Genomic DNA, 19,968 nt, shown 5'->3' with positions numbered 1-19,968 from the left:
GCGCGGCCCGCGGGACGAGCCCTGCGCGCCCTGCCCGAAGAAGGTCTCGAAGATGTCGCCGAACCCGCCGGATCCCCCCGGTGCGCCGTGCCCGGCCCACCGACCCACGAACGAAGGACGAAGCCACCTGTGGCCGATCACTACGAAGTGCTGGGCGTCGACCGCGACGCCTCCGCCGACGAGATCAAGAAGGCGTACCGCCGACTCGCCCGCGAGCTGCACCCCGACGTCAACCCGAGCGCGGACGCCTCCGAGCGCTTCAAGCTCGTCACGCACGCCTACGACGTCCTGAGCGACGCCCAGCAGCGGGCGCAGTACGACCGCGGGCCCCAGGAGGGCTTCGGCGGCGGCGGCCAGGGCTTCGGCGGGTTCGGCGACATCTTCGAGACCTTCTTCGGGCAGGGCGCGCAGGGCTCGTCCCGCGGGCCGCGCTCCCGCCGCGAGCGCGGCCAGGACGCCCTGCTGCGCGTGGAGGTCTCGCTCGACGAGGTCATCTTCGGCACCCACCGCGACCTCGAGGTCGACACGGCGGTGCTCTGCGAGACGTGCCAGGGCTCGTGCTGCCAGCCCGGCACCTCGCCGGTGACCTGCGACATCTGCCACGGCTCCGGCCAGATCCAGCGCACGGTCCGCTCGCTCCTGGGCAACGTGATGACGGCGAGCCCCTGCGGCACCTGCCGCGGCTACGGCACCGTCATCGCGACCCCCTGCTCCACCTGCCAGGGCCAGGGACGCGTCCGCGCCCGCCGCACCATCCCCGTCGACGTCCCCGCGGGAGTCGACACGGGCCTGCGCCTGCAGATGCCCGGCAGCGGCGAGGTCGGCCCGGCCGGCGGCCCCAACGGCGACCTGTACCTCGAGATCAAGGTCAAGCACCACGACGTCTTCAGCCGCAACGGCGACGACCTGCTCTGCACCCTCGAGGTGCAGATGACGGACGCGATCCTCGGCTCCACGGCGTCGCTCAAGGCGCTCGACGGCGACATCGAGATCGAGATCAAGCCGGGCACGCAGAGCACCGAGATCGTCACGATCAAGGGACGCGGAGTCACGCGCCTGCGGGGCAGCGGACGCGGCGACCTCCGCATCGGCATCCAGGTCGTCACCCCGACGAAGCTGGGCCACCGCGAGCGGGAGCTGGTCCAGGAGCTCGCGAAGCACTACAAGCCGCAGAAGCCCGCGCTGACCCACTTCCAGCAGGGCCTGTTCTCCAAGCTCCGCGACCGCTTCCTGGGCTGAGCCCGTGGCGCACCACTACATCGACGAGTCGCTGGACTCCGGCGGCTTCGTCGTCGGGGGCCGGCTCGCGCTCACCGGCGCGGAGGCACGGCACGCCGCGACCGTCAGCCGGATCCGCGCGGGCGAGAGCGTCCGGGTCGGTGACGGGCGCGGACTCGTCGCGACCGCGGTCGTCGAGAGCGCGGAGCCGGCGCGAGTGGTGCTCGTCGTGGAGTCGATGCAGGAGTCCCCGGTTCCGTCCCCGCGCCTTGTCCTCGTCCAGGCCCTCGCGAAGGGCGACCGCGACGAGCTCGCCGTGCAGGCGGCGACCGAGCTCGGGGTGGACGAGGTCGTCCCGTGGCAGGCCGCGCGGTCGATCTCGCGGTGGTCGGGCCCGAAGGAGGAGAAGGGGCGCGAGCGCTGGCGGGCCATCGTGCGCGAGGCGAGCAAGCAGTCGCTGCGCCCCCGGGTGCCCGAGGTCGCGCCGCTCGAGCAGGTGCGCGGTCTCGTCGCGCGCGCCGCGACGTCCCGCGTGCTGGTCCTCGAGCCCTCGGCGCAGGCGCGGCTCTCCCAGGTGGTCCCGGACGGACGCGACCTGGTGCTCGTCGTCGGGCCCGAGGGCGGCATCGCTCCGGAGGAGCTGCGGCTGCTCGCGGAGGCGGGCGCCGAGGCCGTCGCGCTCGGCGACTCCGTCCTGCGCACCTCGACCGCAGGTCCCGCTGCCATCGCCGTCCTCTCGGCCCGCCTGGGCCGCTGGTGACGCTCCTCCACAGCCGCCTCGGGGCGCCGGAGCAGGGTGCCGTGGGCGAACGCGGCGCCCGTCGCGCACGGGCCCCGTTTAAGATGAGTGCATGAGCGAACCCACCGTCTTCACGCGCATCGTCCAGGGCGAGATCCCGGCCGATGTGGTGTTCGAGAACGAGCGCATCCTCGCGATCACCGACATCGAGCCGAAGGCGCCCGTCCACCTCCTCGTCTTCCCGAAGACCCAGGAGCACGCCACGGTCGCCGCCCTCGCCGCCGCCGATCCCGCCCTGCTCGCCGAGATGGTGCAGGTCGCCCAGTCGCTCGCCGACGCCCACAGCAACGGTCAGTTCCGCCTCGTCTTCAACTCCGGCGAAGAGGCGGGCCAGACCGTGTTCCACGTGCACGCCCACGTCCTGGGCGGCCACCAGACGGAAGGCTCCCTTGCCACCGGTTGAGAACACGGGCGCGAGCCCCGACGAGCGTCCCGCCCCCGGCGCGGACGCGTCCGAGACGACGCGGCGCGTCGTCGCCGTCGACGGAGTCGCGATGGTGCGCCTCCTCGGACCCCAGGACCGCCTCATCCGAGCGGTCGAAGGACGATTCCCCGATGTCCGGGTGCACGTGCGCGGCAACGAGGTGACGCTCGACGGCGAGCGCGAGCCCGTCGCCGCGGCGACGCGCCTGGTGGAAGAACTGGTGCGCATGACCGCGAGCGGGCACGATCTCGACCCGGAGGGCGTGCGCGAGTCCGCCCGCATCCTGCAGAACGGCGGGCCGGTGAGCCCGGCCGAGGCGTTCGGCCAGGCCATCCTCACGGCACGCGGACGGAGCGTGAGGCCCAAGACGCTCGGGCAGCGCGAGTACGTCGACGCGGTCGATCAGAACACCATCGTCTTCGGCATCGGCCCGGCCGGAACCGGCAAGACCTACCTGGCGATGGCGAAGGCCGTGCAGTCGCTGCAGCGCAAGGAGGTCGAGCGGATCATCCTGACCCGCCCGGCGGTCGAGGCGGGGGAGCGGCTGGGCTACCTGCCCGGCTCGCTCACCGACAAGATCGACCCGTACTTGCGCCCGCTCTACGACGCGCTGAACGAGATGATGGACCCCGAGATCGTCCCGAAGCTGCTCGCGGCCGGCACGATCGAGGTCGCGCCGCTCGCCTACATGCGCGGGCGCACGCTCAACAACTCGTTCGTCGTGCTCGACGAGGCGCAGAACACGACGCCCGAGCAGATGAAGATGTTCCTCACCCGCCTCGGCTTCGGATCCAAGATGGTCGTCACCGGCGACATCACCCAGGTCGACCTGCCGACCGGCGCGAGCGGACTCCGCCTCGTGACGCGCGTGCTCGACGGCATCGACGACATCCACTTCTCGCGCCTGACCAGCGAGGACGTGGTGCGCCACAGCCTGGTCGGCCGCATCGTGGACGCGTACACCGAGTACGACCAGCAGAAGCAGGCGCAGCACTTCGAGCGCGAGCAGGCCCGGGAGTTCGCGAACCGCGCCGAGCGCCGCGGCCAGGCCGCCCGCCCGCCCGGCGACCGCCAGCCTCCGCGCGGCTGAGCCCGCCCGCCCCTCCCGAACCGAAGGAAGACCCGCCCCCGTGAGCATCGAGATCAACAACGAGTCGAGCGTCCCCGTCGACGAGGCCGCCCTGCTGCGCCTCGCCGGCTACGCGCTCGACTCGCTCCACGTGCACCCTGACGCCGAGCTCGCGATCGTGCTGGTCGACGAGGGCGCGATGGAGCAGCTGCACGTGCAGTGGATGGACGAGCCGGGACCGACCGACGTGCTCAGCTTCCCGATGGACGAGCTGCGTCCCGGGACCGAGGACGAGCAGACCCCCGCGGGGCTCCTCGGCGACATCGTGCTCTGCCCGCAGGTCGCGCAGTCCCAGGCCGAGTCGGCCGGCCACTCCGTGCTCGACGAGCTGCAGCTGCTGACCGCCCACGGGCTCCTTCACCTGCTCGGCTTCGATCACGCCGAGCCGGAGGAGGAGCGCGAGATGTTCGGCATCCAGCGCGACATCCTGGTCGGCTTCCACATCAGCGAGCGACGCCGCTAGAGCGCGCCGTGCCCACTCTCCAGCTCCTCATCGCCGCCCTCGCGCTCGTCGCCGTCGGCGGCTGGTTCGCCGCGACCGACGCCGCACTCGGCGTCCTCTCGCGCAGCGACCTGCTCGACATGGCCCAGCACTCCCGCAGCGCCCGCGCTCTCCGCGCGATCGCGGGCGACATGAGCGCCCACGTCAACGTCGTCAACTTCTCGCGGATCGCGGCCGAGACGACGGCCGCGGTGTTCGTCACCACGGTGCTGGTCGTCGAGGTCCCGCAGCTCTGGCTCGCGCTCCTGCTGGCGGTCCTGATCATGGCGGCGGTCTCGTTCGTCCTGGTCGGCTCCAGCCCCCGCAGCGTCGGGCGCGCGAACGCCCGCGCGGTCCTGTCCACCAGCGCCTCGCTCGTGCACGTGCTCCGGCTCGCGCTGGGCCCGGTCGCGCACGGGCTCGTGGCCCTCGGCAACCGGGTGACGCCGGGGACCGGGCGCTCGGCGGGGTTCTCCTCCGAGGAGCAGCTGCTCAGCATGGTCGACGAGGCGACCGAGCAGGACGTGCTCGAGCAGGACGACCGCGAGCTGATCCACTCAATCTTCGAATTCAACGACACCTTCGTCCGCGAGGTGATGGTGCCCCGCACCGACATGGTGACGATCGAGGCGACCTCCTCCGTCGGCGCCGGCATGGGGCTCCTGCTGAGCCGCGGCATCTCCCGGCTCCCCGTCATCGGCGACGGCGTCGACGACGTCCTCGGCGTGCTCTACCTGCGCGACGTGGCCCGGCACACCTACGAGCGGCCGGACGACGACGACACGGTCGCCGATCTCGCGCGCCCCGCGCTGTTCGTGCCCGAGTCGAAGAAGGCCGACGAGCTGCTCCGCCAGATGCAGCTCGAGTCCAACCACCTCGCGATGGTGGTCGACGAGTACGGCGGCATCGCGGGCCTGGTGACGCTCGAGGACCTGATCGAGGAGCTCGTCGGCGACATCTCCGACGAGTACGACCGCGAGGTCGACCTCTTCGAGGAGACGGCGCCAGGGGTCTACCGCGTCTCGGCGCGCCTGCCGGTGGACGAGCTCGGCGAGCTGTTCGAGCTCGACCTCGAGGACGACGACGTCGACTCGGTCGGCGGACTGCTGACCAAGGCCTACGGGCGCCTCCCCGAGCGCGGCGCGACGGCGCGGATCGGCGGAGTGCTGCTCGAGGCCGAGCAGGCGGACCCGCGCCGTGGGACCATCTCCACGGTGATCGTCCGCCGCGATCCCGATCTGGACACCGCCGGCGAGCCCGGCACCGGCCCCGTCGCGATCATCGCGGACGGCGGCACCACCACCCCCAGCCCGAGCACGGCTCCCACCCGCGGAGCCACGGGCGATCAGCACGAGGACGCACGATGACAGACACCACTCCCGCCGCCGCTCCCTACCGGGCGGGCTTCGTGTCCTTCGTCGGCCGCCCGAACGTGGGCAAGTCGACGCTCACGAACGCCCTCGTCGGCGAGAAGATCGCCATCACGAGCTCGAAGCCCCAGACCACGCGGCGCGCTATCCGCGGCGTGGTGCACCGCACCGACGGCCAGCTGATCGTCGTCGACACCCCCGGCATCCACCGGCCGCGCACGCTCCTCGGAGAGCGGCTGAACTCGCTCGTCACCTCGACCCTCGGCGACGTCGACGTCATCGGGATGCTGTTCCCCGCGGACGAGCCGATCGGCCCGGGAGACCGCTTCATCAACGAGCAGCTCGACTCCTTCCCGCGCGCCCGGAAGGTCGCTATCGTCTCGAAGGTCGACCTCTCCTCGAAGAAGTCCGTGGCGAAGCAGCTGCTCGCCGTCTCGGAGCTGCGCGAGTGGGACACGATCGTGCCGATCTCGGCCGTGACCGAGGAGCAGCTGGACGTCCTGGCCGTCGAGCTCCTGCGCCTGATGCCGGTCTCGCCCGCCCTCTACCCGGAGGAGGCGGTGACCGACGAGGACCTGTCCTCGCGGATCGCCGAGTTCATCCGCGAGGCCGCCCTCGAGGGCGTCTCGGACGAGCTGCCGCACTCCCTCGCCGTGACGCTCGACGACATGGTCGAGCGCGAGGACGGCTCGCTGATCGACATCTACGCCAACGTCTTCGTGGAGCGCGACAGCCAGAAGGGCATCATCATCGGCAAGGGCGGCCAGCGTCTGCGCGAGGTGGGAGCCGTCTCCCGCGAGCAGATCGAGCGCCTGCTGGGCCGTCGCGTGTTCCTCTCCATCCGGGTGAAGGTCGCCAAGGAGTGGCAGCGCGACCCGAAGCTGCTGGGGCGCCTGGGCTTCTGACGCCGGAGGACGACCGCGGTCACCCTCCAGGACGACGCCCCCGGGCGCGCGGACCCGTAGCGTGGTCCTCATGCGCGCCCTCCTCGACCGACCGGCGGCCCTGCCGATCGCCGGGGCGCTGCTCGCCGCCCTCCACCTGCTGCTCGGGCTCACCGGGGTCACTCCGACCGAGCGGATCGCCGGCGGCCTCGTGCTCGCGCTGGCCCTCGCGGTCGCGGGATTCCTGCCCGCGCTCGCCCCCTCGCTCGTCGCGGTCGGCGCGCTCGCCGACGGAGGCGTCCTGCTCGGCGGCGTCCCCGTCGACGGGGTGCTCGTCGGCCTGGTCGTCCTCTGGCAGACGACCCGCCGGGTGGGCCCCTGGACCCGTGCCCTGGCGCTCGCGGGCGGCCTGATCCTCGCCGGGATCGGCGGCGTCACCGTCGCGCTCGGCCTCTCCGGCCCGCTCGATCCGTCCGGGCTCCCGGCGCGCGTGGAGTTCGTGGTCCTCGCCCTGGTCGCCCTCGCGGTCGCCTCCGTGCTCGGTGCGGCGAAGGTCCTCGTGTATCTCAACGCGCTGCGGGCGCCGGTCCTCGCGGGCGATCGGATCGACGCGCTGCTGAACCGGGTCGCCGGTCCGCAGGACCCCTTCGCGGTGGGGGTCGCCGGTGGTCAGGCGCTGGTGCTCCTCCTCGTCGCCGGCCTCCCGTTCGCCGGGGTGGACGGCGCGATGCAGCTGCTGGTCGCGGGCGTGCTCGCGGTCGCGCTGGTGCTGCACCGGCGGTCCCCGGTCCTCGCCCTCTCGATCGCCTGGGCCGGCGCCGCCCTGCAGATGAGCGCGAGCCTCGCTCCCGGACCCGCGGATCTGGCCATCCTGGCCGTCCTCTTCGGCGCCGGCGCGTCGGAGTCGCGGCGGGTGCGGATCGCGGGCGCGGTGTCGGCCGTCCTCGGCGCCGTGGTCGCCGTCGTCTACCTCGTCCTCGTCTTCGACCTCGTCGCGAGCGCCTACGACGGCCTGCTGTCGGCCGGAGCCACCTTCGGCGGGATCCTCGCGACGCTCGGCCTCTCCTGGACCATCGGACTGCTCTCGCGCTCGGTCCGCCGGGCGCGGGAGGGCCAGACCCTGCGCGCGCAGGCCGAGCAGGAGCGCGCGCGGGCGCAGCGCGAGCTCGACACCGTGGAGGAGCGCAACCGGATCGCCCGCGACATGCACGACGTCGTCGCCCACTCCCTCGCCGTCGTGATCGCGCAGGCCGACGGCGCGCGCTACCTCGGCGCCACCAGCCCCGAGCAGACCGACGCCGCGCTGCTGACCATCTCCTCCGTCGCCCGGGACACCCTCGGCGACGTGCGCGTGCTCCTCGCCCAGCTGCGGCACTCGCAGAGCGACGGCCCGCAGCCCGGCGCCCGCGACCTGCCGGCCCTCCTCGACAGCGTGGGCGGAGCCGGAGCCCCCGTCCGCGCCGACCTCGCCGTCGACCTGGAGGCGGTGCCGCGCGCCGTCGGTCTGGCCCTGTACCGCATCGCCCAGGAGGCGACCACGAACGCTCTCCGCCACGGCCGCCCGGGCTCGCCGCTCGACATCGCCCTGCGCCAGGACGGCGGCGAGCTCGCCCTGACCGTGCGCAACGCCCGGTGCGCCGACGTCGAGCGCGACTCCCTGCCGGGCGAGGGCCACGGCCTGGTCGGCATGCGCGAGCGCGCCGCGCTCGTCGGGGGAGTGCTCGCCGCCGGCCCGGTCGGGGACGACTTCGTCGTCGACGCGCGCCTGCCCTCCTCCCCGTCCCTCGCCCGCACCGCCCCACCCCTCGCCTCCGGAGGCAGCCCCGCATGACCGACACCATCCGCCTCGTCCTCGTCGACGACCAGGCCCTCTTCCGCGCCGGCATCCGCATGCTGCTCGGCTCGCAGCCCGATCTCGAGGTGGTCGGCGAGGCCTCCGACGGAGCGGAGGGCGCGGAGCTGGTCGCGCGGCTGGCCCCCGACGTCGTGCTGATGGACATCCGGATGCCGGGCGTCGACGGGATCGAGTCGACCCGGCGGATCCTCGCGGACGCGCAGGAGCGGCGGGTCCAGCCTCCGCGCATCCTCGTGCTGACGACCTTCGACCTCGACGAGGCGGCCGCGCGCGCCATCCGGGCGGGCGCGAGCGGCTTCCTCCTGAAGGACACGGAGCCCGGCTTCCTCCTCGCCTCCGTCCGCACCGTGCACGCGGGGACCGCCGTGGTCGCCGCCTCCGCGACCCGCGAGCTCTTCGAGCACTTCGGGGCGGCGGGCAGCGGACGCGAGACCCCGCCCGCCTTCGCGACCCTCACCGACCGCGAGCGCGAGATCTTCCACCTGGCCGCGCGGGGGATGAGCAACACCGAGATCGCGCGCGCCGAGTTCCTGAGCGAGGCGACGGTGAAGACGCACATCAGCCGCACCCTCGGCAAGCTCGGCCTGCGCGACCGCGTGCAGCTGGTGGTCTACGCCTACGAGAACGGCCTGGTCTCCTAGAGCGGGACGCCGGGGTGACGCGCCGCGGGGGCGGTGCTACCCTGACCGGGTGCGCTTCGGACAGCTCCTCCTTCTCCGCCGCGACGAGATCTGATCCTCAGGCCATCCTCGTCGCGGAGTCCGTCGTCGGCTGAACCATCCCTCGCCCGCGAGGTCGATCCGCATCCGGATCCCCGCGAGACCGCCCGACCGGCACCGCCCACCAGCGGAGCCGCACGCGAGCGGGATCGGTCACGAGCGAGAACAGACACGTGCGCACCACTGCGCCGGGAGAGCACCTCATGCTGAACAACCAGAAGCCGTCGCCCATGCCGATCGGCAAGTACCGTCCCTTCCACGAGCTGATCGCCGTGGACCTGCCCGACCGCACCTGGCCGTCGAAGCGCATCACGACCGCGCCCCGCTGGTGCGCCGTGGACCTCCGCGACGGCAACCAGGCGCTCATCGACCCGATGAGCCCCGAGCGCAAGCGCATCATGTTCGATCTGCTGGTCCGGATGGGCTACAAGGAGATCGAGGTCGGGTTCCCGAGCGCGAGCCAGACCGACTTCGACTTCGTGCGCAGCCTCATCGAGGAGGGCGCGATCCCCGAGGACGTCACCATCCAGGTGCTGACCCAGGCCCGCGACCACCTGATCGAGCGCACCTACGAGTCGATCCGCGGCGCGCGCCAGGTGATCGTGCACCTCTACAACTCCACGAGCGTGCTGCAGCGCGAGGTCGTGTTCCGCAAGGACCGTCAGGGCATCATCGACATCGCGCTGGCCGGCGCCCGCAAGTGCCGCGAGATGGAGTCGACCGTCCCCGGCACGGCCGTCTACTACGAGTACTCGCCCGAGAGCTACACCGGCACCGAGCTCGACTTCGCCCGCGAGATCTGCGACCGCGTCGTCGAGGTCTTCGAGCCGACTCCCGAGCGCAAGGTCATCCTGAACCTGCCCGCCACCGTCGAGATGGCCACCCCGAACGTCTACGCCGACTCGATCGAGTGGATGAGCCGCAACCTCGCGCAGCGCGAGAACATCGTGCTGTCGCTGCACCCCCACAACGACCGCGGCACGGCCGTGGCGGCCGCCGAGCTGGGCTACCTGGCCGGCGCCGACCGGATCGAGGGCTGCCTCTTCGGCAACGGCGAGCGCACCGGCAACGTCGACCTGGTCGCGCTGGGCGTGAACCTCTTCACCCAGGGGATCGACCCGCAGATCGACTTCAGCGACATGGACGGCATCAAGCGCACCGCCGAGTACTGCAACCAGCTGCCCGTGCCCGAGCGCAGCCCCTGGGCGGGCGACCTGGTCTTCACCGCCTTCAGCGGCTCGCACCAGGACGCCATCAAGAAGGGCTTCGAGGCGATGCAGGCCGAGGCCGAGCGGACCGGCCGCAGCGTCGACGAGCTCACCTGGGCCGTGCCCTACCTGCCGGTGGACCCGAAGGACCTGGGCCGCTCCTACGAGGCGGTCATCCGCGTCAACTCGCAGTCCGGCAAGGGCGGAGTCGCGTACCTGCTGAAGACGGACCACGCGCTCGACCTGCCGCGCCGGCTGCAGATCGAGTTCTCGGGCGTCGTGCAGGCCAAGACCGACGCCGAGGGCGGCGAGGTCACGAGCGAGCAGATCTGGACGGTGTTCCAGGACGAGTACCTGCCCGCGCCCGCCGAGCGCGCCGACGAGAAGTGGGGCCGCTTCGAGCTGCTGCGCACGAACACGTCGAGCGATCTGGGCGGCAGCATCGCGCTGGACGCGGTCCTCCGGGTGGGCGACGAGCGCGTCTCGGCCAGCTCGCGGGGCAACGGCCCGATCAACGCCTTCGAGGCCGTGCTGGAGCAGCAGGGCGTCGAGGTCCGGGTCCTCGACTACGTCGAGCACGCGCTCAGCGCCGGCGGCGACGCGCTGGCCGCCTCGTACGTCGAGTGCACGGTGAACGGCCGCACCCTGTGGGGCGTGGGCGTGGACGCCGACATCTCGACCGCCTCCCTCAAGGCCATCGTCTCGGCCGTCAACCGCGCCCTGCGCGAGGAGGTCCCGGTCCGCGAGCTGGCCGGCGCCTCCGCCTGATCGGGCCCGATCCCCGCCGGGGGAGCCGTGACGCGTCGCGCCTCCCCCGGCGTTCCCGTGCGCGGACCGCGCGGGACTCCGCTCCCTGCGTCCGGGTCGGCCGCCGCTAGGTCCGGCGGCGCCAGCGCAGGCGCGGCACCCCGCTGAGCGCGCGCTGCTCGGGCAGGCTCCAGCCGTAGCGGACCGCGAGCAGGCGGATGACCGTGGTCACGCCCACCGCGAGCGGCGCGGCGAAGTCGATCGTCACTCCGAAGCGCAGCGCGAGGACCAGGACGCCCGTGCCCACCGAGGCGGCGACCGCGTAGAGCGAGCCGACGTGCATCAGCGCGATCGGCCGGTTCAGCAGGATGTCGCGGACGACGGATCCGCCGACGGCCGAGACGGTGCCGACGAACACGGCCGGCACCTCCGGCACGCCGAGCGACAGGGCCTTCGTGGTGCCGATCGCGCCGAAGAGCCCGAGGGTCAGCGCGTCGAGGGCGGTGATCGTCCCGTCGACCCGGTTCAGCAGGTGCTGGAGCAGCATCCCGAGCAGGGAGGCGGTCACCGCGACGATCAGGTACGCGTCGGTGTGCAGGGCCACCAGGGGCGTCTGGAGCAGCAGATCGCGGAGCACGCCGCCGCCGAGGCCGGTGGCCGTGCCGATGATCGTGACGCCGAGCAGGTCGATCCGGCGGTCGCGGAACTCGCCCGCGAACATCGCGCCCTGGAGGCAGCCGATGGCGATCGCGAGCAGGTCGGCCCAGGCCGGGATCTCGAAGAGGGAGGCTGCCACCCGGACATCGTTCCACGGCGCGGGCCCTGCTCCGGCCGGGCTGCCAGCCGGGTGTCGGGTGTCGGGGGGATAATCGGAGGATGCCCACCTATCGCGACGAAGCCGTGGTGCTCCGCACGCACAAGCTGGGCGAGGCCGACCGCATCGTGACGCTGCTCTCGCGCAGCCACGGCAAGATCCGCGCGGTGGCGAAGGGCGTTCGCAAGACCGGCTCCAAGTTCGGCTCGCGGCTCGAGCCGTTCATGGTCGCCGACCTGCAGCTCTACGAGGGCCGGAGCCTCGACATCGTCACGCAGGCCGAGTCGCTCGGCGCCTACGGTGCGCTGATCGCCGCCGACTACGACAGCTACACGGCGGCGAGCGCGATGGTCGAGACGGCGGACCGCCTCACCGACGCGGACGCCTCCCTGCAGCAGTACCTGCTGCTCGTCGGGGCCCTGCGCTCGCTCTCGAAGCACGAGCACGAGCCGGTGCTGACGCTCGACTCCTACCTCCTGCGGGCGCTCTCGATCGCGGGCTGGGCGCCCAGCTTCGAGGACTGCGCGCGCTGCGGCGCTCCCGGGCCCCACGGCGCGGTCGTGGTGCAGCTCGGAGGCGTCGTCTGCGCCGACTGCACGCCGCCCGGCGCACCGCGGGTCGCTCCGGAGGTCGTGGTCCTGCTGGGCGCACTGCTCACGGGAGACTGGGCCCACGCCGAGACCACCGAGCCGACCACGCGGTCGCGGGCGAGCGGAGTGGTCGCCGCCTACACGCAGTTCCACCTCGAACGCGGTCTGAGATCCCTGGAGCACGTCACCCGATGAAGCCCTTCACTCACAAGGACGCCGAGCCGTACCGCCCCCTCGACTGGACCGGGATCCACCCGCCTGCGATCCCGCGGAAGGCCGTTCCAGGGCACGTCGCCATCGTGATGGACGGGAACGGCCGCTGGGCGAACTCCCGCGGCCTGACGAGGATCGAGGGGCACAAGCGCGGCGAGACGGCGCTGCTGGACGTCGTGGCCGGAGCGATCCAGATCGGCGTGAAGCACCTCAGCGTCTACGCGTTCTCGACCGAGAACTGGAAGCGCTCGCCCGAGGAGGTGCGCTTCCTGATGGGCTTCAACCGCGATGTGCTGCACCGCCGCCGCGATCAACTCAACGAGTGGGGCGTGCGCATCCGCTGGGCCGGCCGGAAGCCGCGCCTGTGGGCGTCGGTGATCAACGAGCTGCAGTTCGCCGAGCGGATGACCGCGGACAACGACGTGCTGACGCTCACCATGTGCGTCAACTACGGCGGGCGCACCGAGATCGCCGACGCGGTGCAGCGGCTCGCCGCCGAGGTCCAGGCGGGGCGGCTCAAGCCCTCCGGCATCTCCGAGAAGTCGATCGCCAAGGCGCTCTACGTGCCGGAGATGCCGGACGTCGACCTCTTCGTGCGCTCCTCCGGCGAGCAGCGCACCAGCAACTTCCTGCTCTGGCAGAGCGCCTACGCCGAGATGGTGTTCCTCGACCGGCTCTGGCCGGACTTCACGCGGACCGACCTCTGGGACGCGATCGAGCACTACTCCGGCCGCTCCCGCCGCTTCGGCGGCGCGGTCGACGTGCCGGGGGCCTCCTCGTGATCCGGGCCGGGATCGTCGGCTTCGGGCTCGCCGGCAGCGTCTTCCACGGTCCGTTCCTCGCGGCCGACCCGGCGTTCGAGGTCGTCGCCGTCTCCACCCGCGACGCCGGTCGGAGAGCCGCGGCCTCCGCCGCGCATCCGGAGGCCCGGATCGTGCCCGACCTCGACGCGGTGCTCGCCGAGCGGCCGGAGCTGGTCGTGCTCGCCTCGCCGCCGTCGGTGCACCGGGAGCAGGCCGTCCGGGTGCTCGAGGCCGGGGTCGCCGTCGTGATCGACAAGCCCTTCACACCGAGCACGGCCGACACGGACGCGGTCATCGCCGCCTCCGAGCGGAGCGGTGCGCCCGTCTTCGTCTTCCAGAACCGGCGCTGGGACGCCGATCTGCTCACCCTCCGCCGCCTCCTGGGCGAAGGGGTCCTCGGCGAGGTCCTCCGCTTCGAGTCGACCTTCGAGCGCTGGAGCGCGCCGAAGACGGGCCGGTGGCAGAGCGAGACGGGTCCGGCCGAGGGTGGCGGGATCCTCTTCGATCTCGGCAGCCACCTGGTCGACCAGGCGCTGCTGCTGTTCGGCCCGGCGGTCGTCACGGCGGCCGAGACCCGGACCGTCCACGAGGGCTCCGCGAGCGAGGACGACGCGTTCGTCTCGCTCCTGCATCACAGCGGCGTCCGCTCCCACCTCACCATGAGCCGCGTCGCCCGGGCGACCGGCCCCCGCTTCCGCGTGCTCGGCACCCGCGCCGCCTTCAGCGTCGACGGTCTCGATCCGCAGGAGACCGCGCTCCGCACCGGCGGCGCCCGACCGGACGACGACGGCTTCGGCGAGGTCGCGCCGGAGGGATGGGGCGTCCTCGTCGACGACTCCGGCGCACACCCCGTGCCGAGTGAGCGGGGACGATACGCCGCGTTCCTCGAGCAGGTCGCGCTGTCCCTCCAGGACGGCGCTCCCTCGCCGGTCGACGTCCGCGAGGCCCGCGAGGTCGTCGCCGTGCTCGAGCAGGCGCACGCCCTCGCCGCCCGCTGACCGGGCCCGCCGCCGGCGCGCCCGGTCGCTCCCCGGTCTTGGCGATCCGGCTCCGGAGCGTCATCCTCGAGAGGTGAGCACCGCACTGCCGAACTCCGCCGACCTGCGCGCGCGCTTCGCCGGTGCCCGCGGCTACCACAACGCCTGCACCCTCGGCCTGCCGCCGCGGCAGACCGTCGAGGCGCTGCGGGCGGACCTCGACGGCTGGTCGTCCGGGGAGAGCACGGCCGCCGCCTACGGCGCTGTCGCCGAGCGCGCGCGTGCCTCGTTCGCCGCGATCGCCGGCGTCCCGGTCGACCGTGTCGCGATCGGCTCGCAGACCTCCGCCATGGCCGCCGTGCTCGCCGCCTCGCTGCCCGACGGGGCCCGCGTGCTCTGCGTGGACGGCGACTTCTCCTCCATCGTGTTCCCCTTCCTCGCCCAGGCGCACCGCGGAGTGACCGTGCGCTCCGTCGCGCTCGAGGCGCTGTCCGACTCCGTCGAGGACGGGGACGACCTCGTCGTCTTCTCCGCCGTGCAGTCCAGCAGCGGAGCGCTCGCCGATCTCGACTCCGTCCTCGAGGCGGCCGCGCGCCACCGAGTGCGGACCGCGTGCGACCTGACGCAGGCGGCCGGCGTCCTGCCGGTCGACGCCTCCCGCTTCGACGCGACCCTCACCCACGCCTACAAATGGCTGTGCTCGCCGCGCGGAGTGGCGTTCCTCACCGTCTCGCCCGCCTACGCGGCCGAGCTCGTCCCCGTGCAGGCGGGCTGGTACTCGGGGGAGGACGTGTGGTCGTCCTGCTACGGACCGGCCATGCACCTGGCCGAGAACGCCCGCCGCTTCGACGTCTCGCCGGCCTGGCAGGCGTTCGCCGGCGCCGAGGCGTCGCTCGCTCTGTTCCGCTCGCTCGACCTCGACGCGGTCTGGGCGCACGCCTCCGGCCTCGGCGACCTGCTGTGCGAGCGGCTTGACCGGGAGCCTCAGCACCGGGCGCTCGTGTCCTGGCCGGACGAGGGGGGAGCGGACCTGGAGCTGCTGCAGGCTGCGGGTCTGCGCGTCTCGGGCCGCGGCGGCCGGCTCCGCATCGCCTTCCACCTCTGGAACGACGAGTCCGACGTGGACGAGCTCGTCCGCGTGTTGCGGGAATAGCGGGGCGCCCCCTCCGTTGTCCTGGGGGTGAGTGCTGAGCCGAGCCCCCTGTCCGTCGACGTCTGGTCCGACATCGCCTGCCCCTGGTGCTACATCGGGAAGCGCCGGTTCGAGCGCGGGCTCGAGGCCTTCCGCGCCGCGCACCCCGAGGCTCCGGAGGTCGTCGTGGAGTACCGCAGCTTCGAGCTCTCGCCGGACACGCCGGAGGACTACCGCGGGGGAGAGGCGGCGTTCCTCGCCGAGCACAAGGGCATCCCGGAGGCGCAGGCGCAGCAGATGCTCGACTCCGTCACGGCGATCGCGGCGGGCGTCGGCCTCGACTACCACTTCGAGTCGGTGCGCCACGTCAAGACGGTCACCGCCCACCAGGCGCTCCACCACGCCAAGGAGAACGGACTGCAGCTCGAGCTCGTCGAGCGTCTCCTGAGCGCGTACTTCGTCGAGGGCCGCGACCTGGCCGATCCGGAGGTGCTCGCCTCGCTCGCCGGCGAGGTCGGGCTCGACCCGGCGGAGACGCGCCGCGCTCTCGAGGACCGGCGCTACCTCGGGCGGGTGCAGTCCGACATCGCGCAGGCCCGTGAGTACGGGATCTCGGGGGTGCCGTTCTTCGTCCTCGACGGGCGCTTCGGCGTCTCCGGCGCCCAGGAGCCGGCGGCGTTCACCGAGGTCCTCGAGCACGTGCTGGAGCAGCGGGCGGCCGTCGCGTGAGCGGGCCGTTCGAGATGCTCGGCGACTCCGGCGGGCCGCTGTGCGAGGACGGCGTCTGCGCCGTGCCGCAGGCCGCGGAAGCGCAGGCCGAGGTGCCGCCGATCACCGCGGAGGCTCCTCCACGGTGATGTCGGCGACGGTCGCGCCGTAGGCGGCCACGAGGGCGTCCGCGTCGACGAAGGCGCTGCGCCCGTCGGCGCCGGCTCCCATCGCGACGCGGCGGCCGAGGATCCGCTCGTCGGCGTAGACCGGCCAGGCCGTCGTGGACCCGATCGGGGTGATGGTGCCGCGCCGGTAGCCGGTCGCCTCGAGGGCGGCCGTCTCGTCCGGGAGGCGGAGCTTGTTCACTCCGACCACCGCGCGCAGCTTCGGCCACGCGATCTGCCGCCCGCCGGGGACCAGGGCGAACAGGTAGCCGCCGTCGTGGCGCTTCACCACGAGCGACTTCACGATGTCGCCGGGCTCGATGCCGAGCAGCGCGGCCGCCTCGTGCAGGCTGCCGGCAGCGGGCCTCTCCACGATCTCGACCGCAAGGCCGCGGGCGGACGCGTCCGCCTCCAGCCGCTGCGAACCGTCCTCCACAGGTGTGCTCCCGTTCATCTCTCCACCTCTCCGCTCGTCACTCCGCCTTCCCCAACACAGGATCTGGGAGAATCGATACCGATGTCCTCCACTCTCACGGCCGCCCCGCCCGCGCGCACCGCGCCGGCGCTCCGGATCGGCCCCCTCGAACTCGACGCGCCGGTGGTGCTCGCCCCCATGGCGGGCATCACCAACACGGCGTTCCGCCGCCTCTGCCGCGAGTTCGGCAACGGCCTCTACGTGAGCGAGATGATCACCTCCCGCGCGCTCGTCGAGCGCACGCCGGAGTCGATGCGCCTCATCCGCCACCACCCCAGCGAGTCGGTGCGCTCGATCCAGCTCTACGGAGTGGACCCGGTCACGGTAGCCGAGGCGGTCACCATGCTCGTCGCCGAGGACCGGGCCGACCACATCGACCTCAACTTCGGCTGCCCCGTGCCCAAGGTCACCCGGAAGGGCGGGGGAGCGGCCCTGCCGTGGAAGCTCCCGCTGTTCCGGCAGATCGTCGAGGGCGCCGTGAAGGCCGCCGGCGACGTCCCGCTCACCGTCAAGATGCGCAAGGGCATCGACCCGGACCACCTCACCTACCTCGAGGCCGCCCGTGCCGCCGAGGGCGCCGGGGTCGCGTCGATCGCGCTGCACGCGCGCACCGCCTCCGAGTTCTACAGCGGGCACGCCGACTGGTCGGCGATCGCCATGCTCAAGGAGACGGTCACGAGCGTGCCCGTGCTGGGCAACGGCGACATCTGGTCGGCCGAGGACGCGCTGCGGATGATGGCCGAGACGGGCTGCGACGGAGTCGTCGTCGGTCGCGGCTGCCTCGGGCGCCCCTGGCTCTTCGGCGACCTCGCCGCCGCGTTCGCCGGCTCCGACGAGCGGTTCCGCCCTTCGCTCGGACAGGTCGCCGAGGCGTTCCGTCGCCACGCGGAGCTGCTCGTCGACTTCTTCGAGAGCGAGGAGCGCGGCTGCCGCGACATCCGCAAGCACGTCGCCTGGTACTTCAAGGGCTACGCCGTCGGCGGCGACCTCCGCGCTCGCCTGGCCACCGTCGAGTCGCTCGCGCAGCTCGACGAGCTCCTGGCGACGCTCGACTGGACGCAGCCCTATCCGGGCGAGGCGGCCGAGGGGCAGCGGGGCCGCGCCGGCTCGCCCAAGGTCCCCTCCCTCCCGGACCGCTGGCTCGAGTCCCGCGAGCTCGACGCCGGGCAGCGCGACGCGGTCTCGGCCGCCGAGATCCACAACAGCGGTGGATGACCGCGCGCTCTGGGGGTACTCGCTCGTCGACACCGAGCGATTCCTTCCGGAGGACCACTCGACCCGCCGCTCCGACTTCGCCCGCGACCGCGCCCGGCTCTTCCACTCCAGCGCGCTCCGCCGCCTGGCCGCGAAGACCCAGGTGCTCAGCCCCACGGCGGGCGTCGACTTCGCGCGCAACCGCCTGACCCACTCGCTCGAGGTGGCGCAGATCGGCCGGGAGCTCGCCACGAGCCTCGACCTCGACCCCGACGTCGTCGACACGGCCTGCCTCGCGCACGACATCGGGCATCCGCCGTTCGGGCACAACGGCGAGCGCGCGCTCAACACCTGGGCCGAGGGGATCGGCGGCTTCGAGGGCAACGCGCAGACCTTCCGGCTGCTCACGCGGCTCGAGCCGAAGGTGTTCGGCGACGACGCCCGCCCCTACGGGCTGAACCTCACCCGCGCCAGCATCGACGCGAGCTGCAAGTACCCCTGGCCCGACACGCGCTCGGTCGCGGACCCGTCGGGGCGCGCCAAGTTCGGCTTCTACGCCGACGACGCTCCCGCGTTCGCCTGGATGCGCGAGGGCGCCCCCGAGGGGGTGCGCTGCATCGAGGCCGAGGTGATGGACCTCTCGGACGACATCGCCTACTCCGTGCACGACTTCGAGGACGCGGTGGTCTCCGGCTACATCGACGTCGAAGCACTCGGCTCCCGCGCCGACCACGAGGACCTCGTGCAGTCGATGCACTCCTGGGTCGGCGGGGAGGTCGGACACGACGAGCTCGTCGCCGCCTTCGACCGTCTCGACTCGCTCGACGTGTGGGTCTCCTCCTGGGACGGCTCCCGCCGCGACCAGGCCCGGCTCAAGAACCTCACCAGCCAGCTCATCGGCCGCTTCGCCGCCGCCGCCACCGACGCCACCCGCGAGGCGTACCAGCACCCCGACCTCGTCCGCTTCGGCGGCCACGTCGTCGTCCCCCGCGAGCAGCAGGCCGAGATCGCCGTGCTCAAGGGGATCGTCGCGACGTTCGTGATGTCGCGGAACACCCGCCAGCCCATCTACGCCCAGCAGCGCGAAGTCCTCACCCGCCTCGCCGACACCCTCCTCGACCGCGGCCCGGGAACCCTCGAGCCCGGCTTCGCCGAGGACTGGCACGCCGCCCCCGACGACGACGCCCGCCGCCGCGTCGTCGTCGACCAGGTCGCCAACCTCACCGACCAGAGCGCCCTCGCCTGGTTCGAGAGGCTGTGCTGATGCGCTGAGCCGGGCGGCGCCCGGCTCAGCTGTGCCGCCGGTCCCTGCTCGGCGTCACCGCGGTCGGCTTGTCGAGGTGGTGCGTTCCAGGGAGCGGGGTGCGTCCGCCTAGGGCGATCCGCTGTTACGCGGATCGTCCGTTCGGCGGTGCTCGATTGCACGCCGGTCCTCGCCCGGCGTGGCGCGGTCGGCTTCTCGGGGTGGTGCGGTTCGTGGAGCGGGGTGCGTCCGCCTAGGGCGATCCGCTGGCACGCGGATCGTCCGTTCGGCGGTGCCGGTGGCACGCCGGTCTCTGCCCGGCTCGGCGCGGTCGGCGGTGCTCGATTCCACGCCGGTCCCTGCCCGGCGTGGCGCGGTCGGCTTCGCGGGGTGGTGCGTTCCAGGGAGCGGGGTGCGTCCGCCTAGGGCGATCCGCTGGCACGCGGATCGGCCGTTCGGCGGTGCCGGGGGCACGCCGGTCACCGCCGGGCGTCACCGCGGTCGGCTTGTCGGGGTGGTGCGTTTCGTAATGCGGGGTGCGTCCGCCTTGGGCGATCCGCTGGCACGCGGATCGGCCGTTCGGCGGTGCCGGGGGCACGCCCGTCACCGCCAGGCGTCACCGCGGTCGGCTTGTCGGGGTGGTGGGTTCCAGGGAGCCGGGTGCGTCGTCTGAGGCGATGTGCTGGTGTGCGGGTCGGCCGGTCGGCTCGGAGGGCGGGGAGGGCACCGCACCGCGAGGCGCGGAGGGGCGCGGGGCGGCGAGTGCGGTGAGGGCCGGGGACCGGAGCGGACACGGCTGCGCAGCCTCGAGTCGGCGC

19 protein-coding genes are annotated in these 19,968 nt (G+C 73.0%); 17 read left to right on the top strand and 2 right to left on the bottom strand.

Going from position 1 to position 19,968, the window contains the following annotated elements:
* Positions 1–129: 129 nt before the first annotated feature.
* The 10 genes from dnaJ (at position 130) to leuA (ending at position 10,855) form a co-directional block, all read left to right on the top strand.
* The gene (gene dnaJ / locus C5C56_RS16055) at positions 130–1,239 is read left to right on the top strand and encodes a molecular chaperone DnaJ (RefSeq protein ID WP_104225203.1); all 1,110 of its coding nucleotides are present in this window, start codon (positions 130–132) and stop codon (positions 1,237–1,239) included.
* Positions 1,240–1,243: 4 nt separating this feature from the next.
* Positions 1,244–1,978: a 16S rRNA (uracil(1498)-N(3))-methyltransferase gene (locus C5C56_RS16050; protein ID WP_104248360.1), complete on the top strand. Its 735-nt coding sequence runs from the start codon at positions 1,244–1,246 to the stop codon at positions 1,976–1,978.
* A gap of 91 nt (positions 1,979–2,069) precedes the next feature.
* Positions 2,070–2,420: an HIT domain-containing protein gene (locus tag C5C56_RS16045; RefSeq protein WP_104225201.1), complete on the top strand. Its 351-nt coding sequence runs from the start codon at positions 2,070–2,072 to the stop codon at positions 2,418–2,420.
* Between the two features lie 91 nt (positions 2,421–2,511).
* A complete protein-coding gene (locus C5C56_RS16040; RefSeq protein ID WP_104225204.1) occupies positions 2,512–3,531 on the top strand; it encodes a PhoH family protein in 1,020 nt (339 codons plus the stop codon).
* A 40-nt stretch (positions 3,532–3,571) separates the two neighbouring features.
* Positions 3,572–4,033, top strand: coding sequence for an rRNA maturation RNase YbeY (gene ybeY, locus C5C56_RS16035; protein ID WP_104223424.1), 462 nt, complete (start codon positions 3,572–3,574; stop codon positions 4,031–4,033).
* An 8-nt stretch (positions 4,034–4,041) separates the two neighbouring features.
* Positions 4,042–5,418 (top strand): hemolysin family protein, encoded by a 1,377-nt coding sequence (locus tag C5C56_RS16030; RefSeq protein ID WP_104223425.1) that lies wholly within the window; start codon positions 4,042–4,044, stop codon positions 5,416–5,418.
* Positions 5,415–6,326 carry a GTPase Era gene (era, locus tag C5C56_RS16025; protein WP_104223426.1) on the top strand — a complete coding sequence of 304 codons (912 nt, stop codon included), beginning with the start codon at positions 5,415–5,417 and terminating at the stop codon, positions 6,324–6,326. The genes C5C56_RS16030 and era overlap by 4 nt, the downstream gene beginning before the upstream one ends.
* Positions 6,327–6,396: 70 nt before the next feature.
* Positions 6,397–8,136 carry a sensor histidine kinase gene (locus C5C56_RS16020; protein ID WP_146086512.1) on the top strand — a complete coding sequence of 580 codons (1,740 nt, stop codon included), beginning with the start codon at positions 6,397–6,399 and terminating at the stop codon, positions 8,134–8,136.
* A complete protein-coding gene (locus C5C56_RS16015) occupies positions 8,133–8,801 on the top strand; it encodes a response regulator transcription factor (protein WP_104226697.1) in 669 nt (222 codons plus the stop codon). The genes C5C56_RS16020 and C5C56_RS16015 overlap by 4 nt, the downstream gene beginning before the upstream one ends.
* Positions 8,802–9,082: 281 nt before the next feature.
* Positions 9,083–10,855, top strand: a complete 1,773-nt coding sequence (leuA, locus tag C5C56_RS16010; protein WP_104319927.1) for a 2-isopropylmalate synthase — start codon at positions 9,083–9,085, stop codon at positions 10,853–10,855.
* Between the two features lie 106 nt (positions 10,856–10,961).
* Here the strand turns inward: leuA and C5C56_RS16005 are convergent, their stop codons facing one another.
* The gene (locus C5C56_RS16005) at positions 10,962–11,630 is read right to left on the bottom strand and encodes a trimeric intracellular cation channel family protein (protein ID WP_104223430.1); all 669 of its coding nucleotides are present in this window, start codon (positions 11,628–11,630) and stop codon (positions 10,962–10,964) included.
* Positions 11,631–11,710: 80 nt separating this feature from the next.
* On the opposite strand from C5C56_RS16005, the gene recO reads away from it, so the two are divergent.
* The 5 genes from recO (at position 11,711) to C5C56_RS15980 (ending at position 16,092) form a co-directional block, all read left to right on the top strand.
* On the top strand, positions 11,711–12,433 hold the full coding sequence (recO, locus tag C5C56_RS16000) for a DNA repair protein RecO (protein WP_104223431.1): 723 nt from the start codon (positions 11,711–11,713) through the stop codon (positions 12,431–12,433).
* Positions 12,430–13,233 carry an isoprenyl transferase gene (locus tag C5C56_RS15995; protein WP_104319926.1) on the top strand — a complete coding sequence of 268 codons (804 nt, stop codon included), beginning with the start codon at positions 12,430–12,432 and terminating at the stop codon, positions 13,231–13,233. Before recO ends, C5C56_RS15995 begins: the two co-directional genes overlap by 4 nt.
* Entirely contained in the window at positions 13,230–14,252 is a 1,023-nt protein-coding gene (locus tag C5C56_RS15990) for a Gfo/Idh/MocA family oxidoreductase (RefSeq protein ID WP_104319925.1), read from the top strand. Before C5C56_RS15995 ends, C5C56_RS15990 begins: the two co-directional genes overlap by 4 nt.
* A 73-nt stretch (positions 14,253–14,325) precedes the next feature.
* Positions 14,326–15,384 carry an aminotransferase class V-fold PLP-dependent enzyme gene (locus tag C5C56_RS15985; RefSeq protein WP_104247507.1) on the top strand — a complete coding sequence of 353 codons (1,059 nt, stop codon included), beginning with the start codon at positions 14,326–14,328 and terminating at the stop codon, positions 15,382–15,384.
* A 27-nt stretch (positions 15,385–15,411) separates the two neighbouring features.
* Positions 15,412–16,092, top strand: coding sequence for a DsbA family protein (locus C5C56_RS15980; RefSeq protein ID WP_104226692.1), 681 nt, complete (start codon positions 15,412–15,414; stop codon positions 16,090–16,092).
* 102 nt (positions 16,093–16,194) lie between these two features.
* On the opposite strand, the gene C5C56_RS15975 is transcribed toward C5C56_RS15980, so the two are convergent.
* A complete protein-coding gene (locus tag C5C56_RS15975; RefSeq protein WP_104223436.1) occupies positions 16,195–16,692 on the bottom strand; it encodes an aminoacyl-tRNA deacylase in 498 nt (165 codons plus the stop codon).
* Between the two features lie 63 nt (positions 16,693–16,755).
* On the opposite strand from C5C56_RS15975, the gene dusB reads away from it, so the two are divergent.
* Positions 16,756–17,928: a tRNA dihydrouridine synthase DusB gene (gene dusB / locus C5C56_RS15970; protein WP_104247508.1), complete on the top strand. Its 1,173-nt coding sequence runs from the start codon at positions 16,756–16,758 to the stop codon at positions 17,926–17,928.
* Positions 17,921–19,171, top strand: coding sequence for a deoxyguanosinetriphosphate triphosphohydrolase (locus tag C5C56_RS15965; RefSeq protein ID WP_104319924.1), 1,251 nt, complete (start codon positions 17,921–17,923; stop codon positions 19,169–19,171). The genes dusB and C5C56_RS15965 overlap by 8 nt, the downstream gene beginning before the upstream one ends.
* The last annotated feature ends 797 nt before the right edge of the window (positions 19,172–19,968 follow it).

The organism is Rathayibacter sp. AY1D1, from assembly GCF_002932635.1.
GTDB lineage: Bacteria > Actinomycetota > Actinomycetes > Actinomycetales > Microbacteriaceae > Rathayibacter.
This window is presented reverse-complemented; position numbering and strand designations above follow the sequence as displayed.

Coding starts and splice junctions, on each gene's coding strand:
- C5C56_RS16020 (WP_146086512.1), top strand. CDS start 6,397: ATGCGCGCCCTCCTCGACCGACCGGCGGCCCTGCCGATCGCCGGGGCG.
- C5C56_RS16040 (WP_104225204.1), top strand. CDS start 2,512: ATGGTGCGCCTCCTCGGACCCCAGGACCGCCTCATCCGAGCGGTCGAA.
- C5C56_RS15975 (WP_104223436.1), bottom strand. CDS start 16,692: ATGAACGGGAGCACACCTGTGGAGGACGGTTCGCAGCGGCTGGAGGCG.
- leuA (WP_104319927.1), top strand. CDS start 9,083: ATGCTGAACAACCAGAAGCCGTCGCCCATGCCGATCGGCAAGTACCGT.
- C5C56_RS16015 (WP_104226697.1), top strand. CDS start 8,133: ATGACCGACACCATCCGCCTCGTCCTCGTCGACGACCAGGCCCTCTTC.
- C5C56_RS16045 (WP_104225201.1), top strand. CDS start 2,070: ATGAGCGAACCCACCGTCTTCACGCGCATCGTCCAGGGCGAGATCCCG.
- C5C56_RS15995 (WP_104319926.1), top strand. CDS start 12,430: ATGAAGCCCTTCACTCACAAGGACGCCGAGCCGTACCGCCCCCTCGAC.
- dusB (WP_104247508.1), top strand. CDS start 16,756: ATGTCCTCCACTCTCACGGCCGCCCCGCCCGCGCGCACCGCGCCGGCG.
- era (WP_104223426.1), top strand. CDS start 5,415: ATGACAGACACCACTCCCGCCGCCGCTCCCTACCGGGCGGGCTTCGTG.
- recO (WP_104223431.1), top strand. CDS start 11,711: ATGCCCACCTATCGCGACGAAGCCGTGGTGCTCCGCACGCACAAGCTG.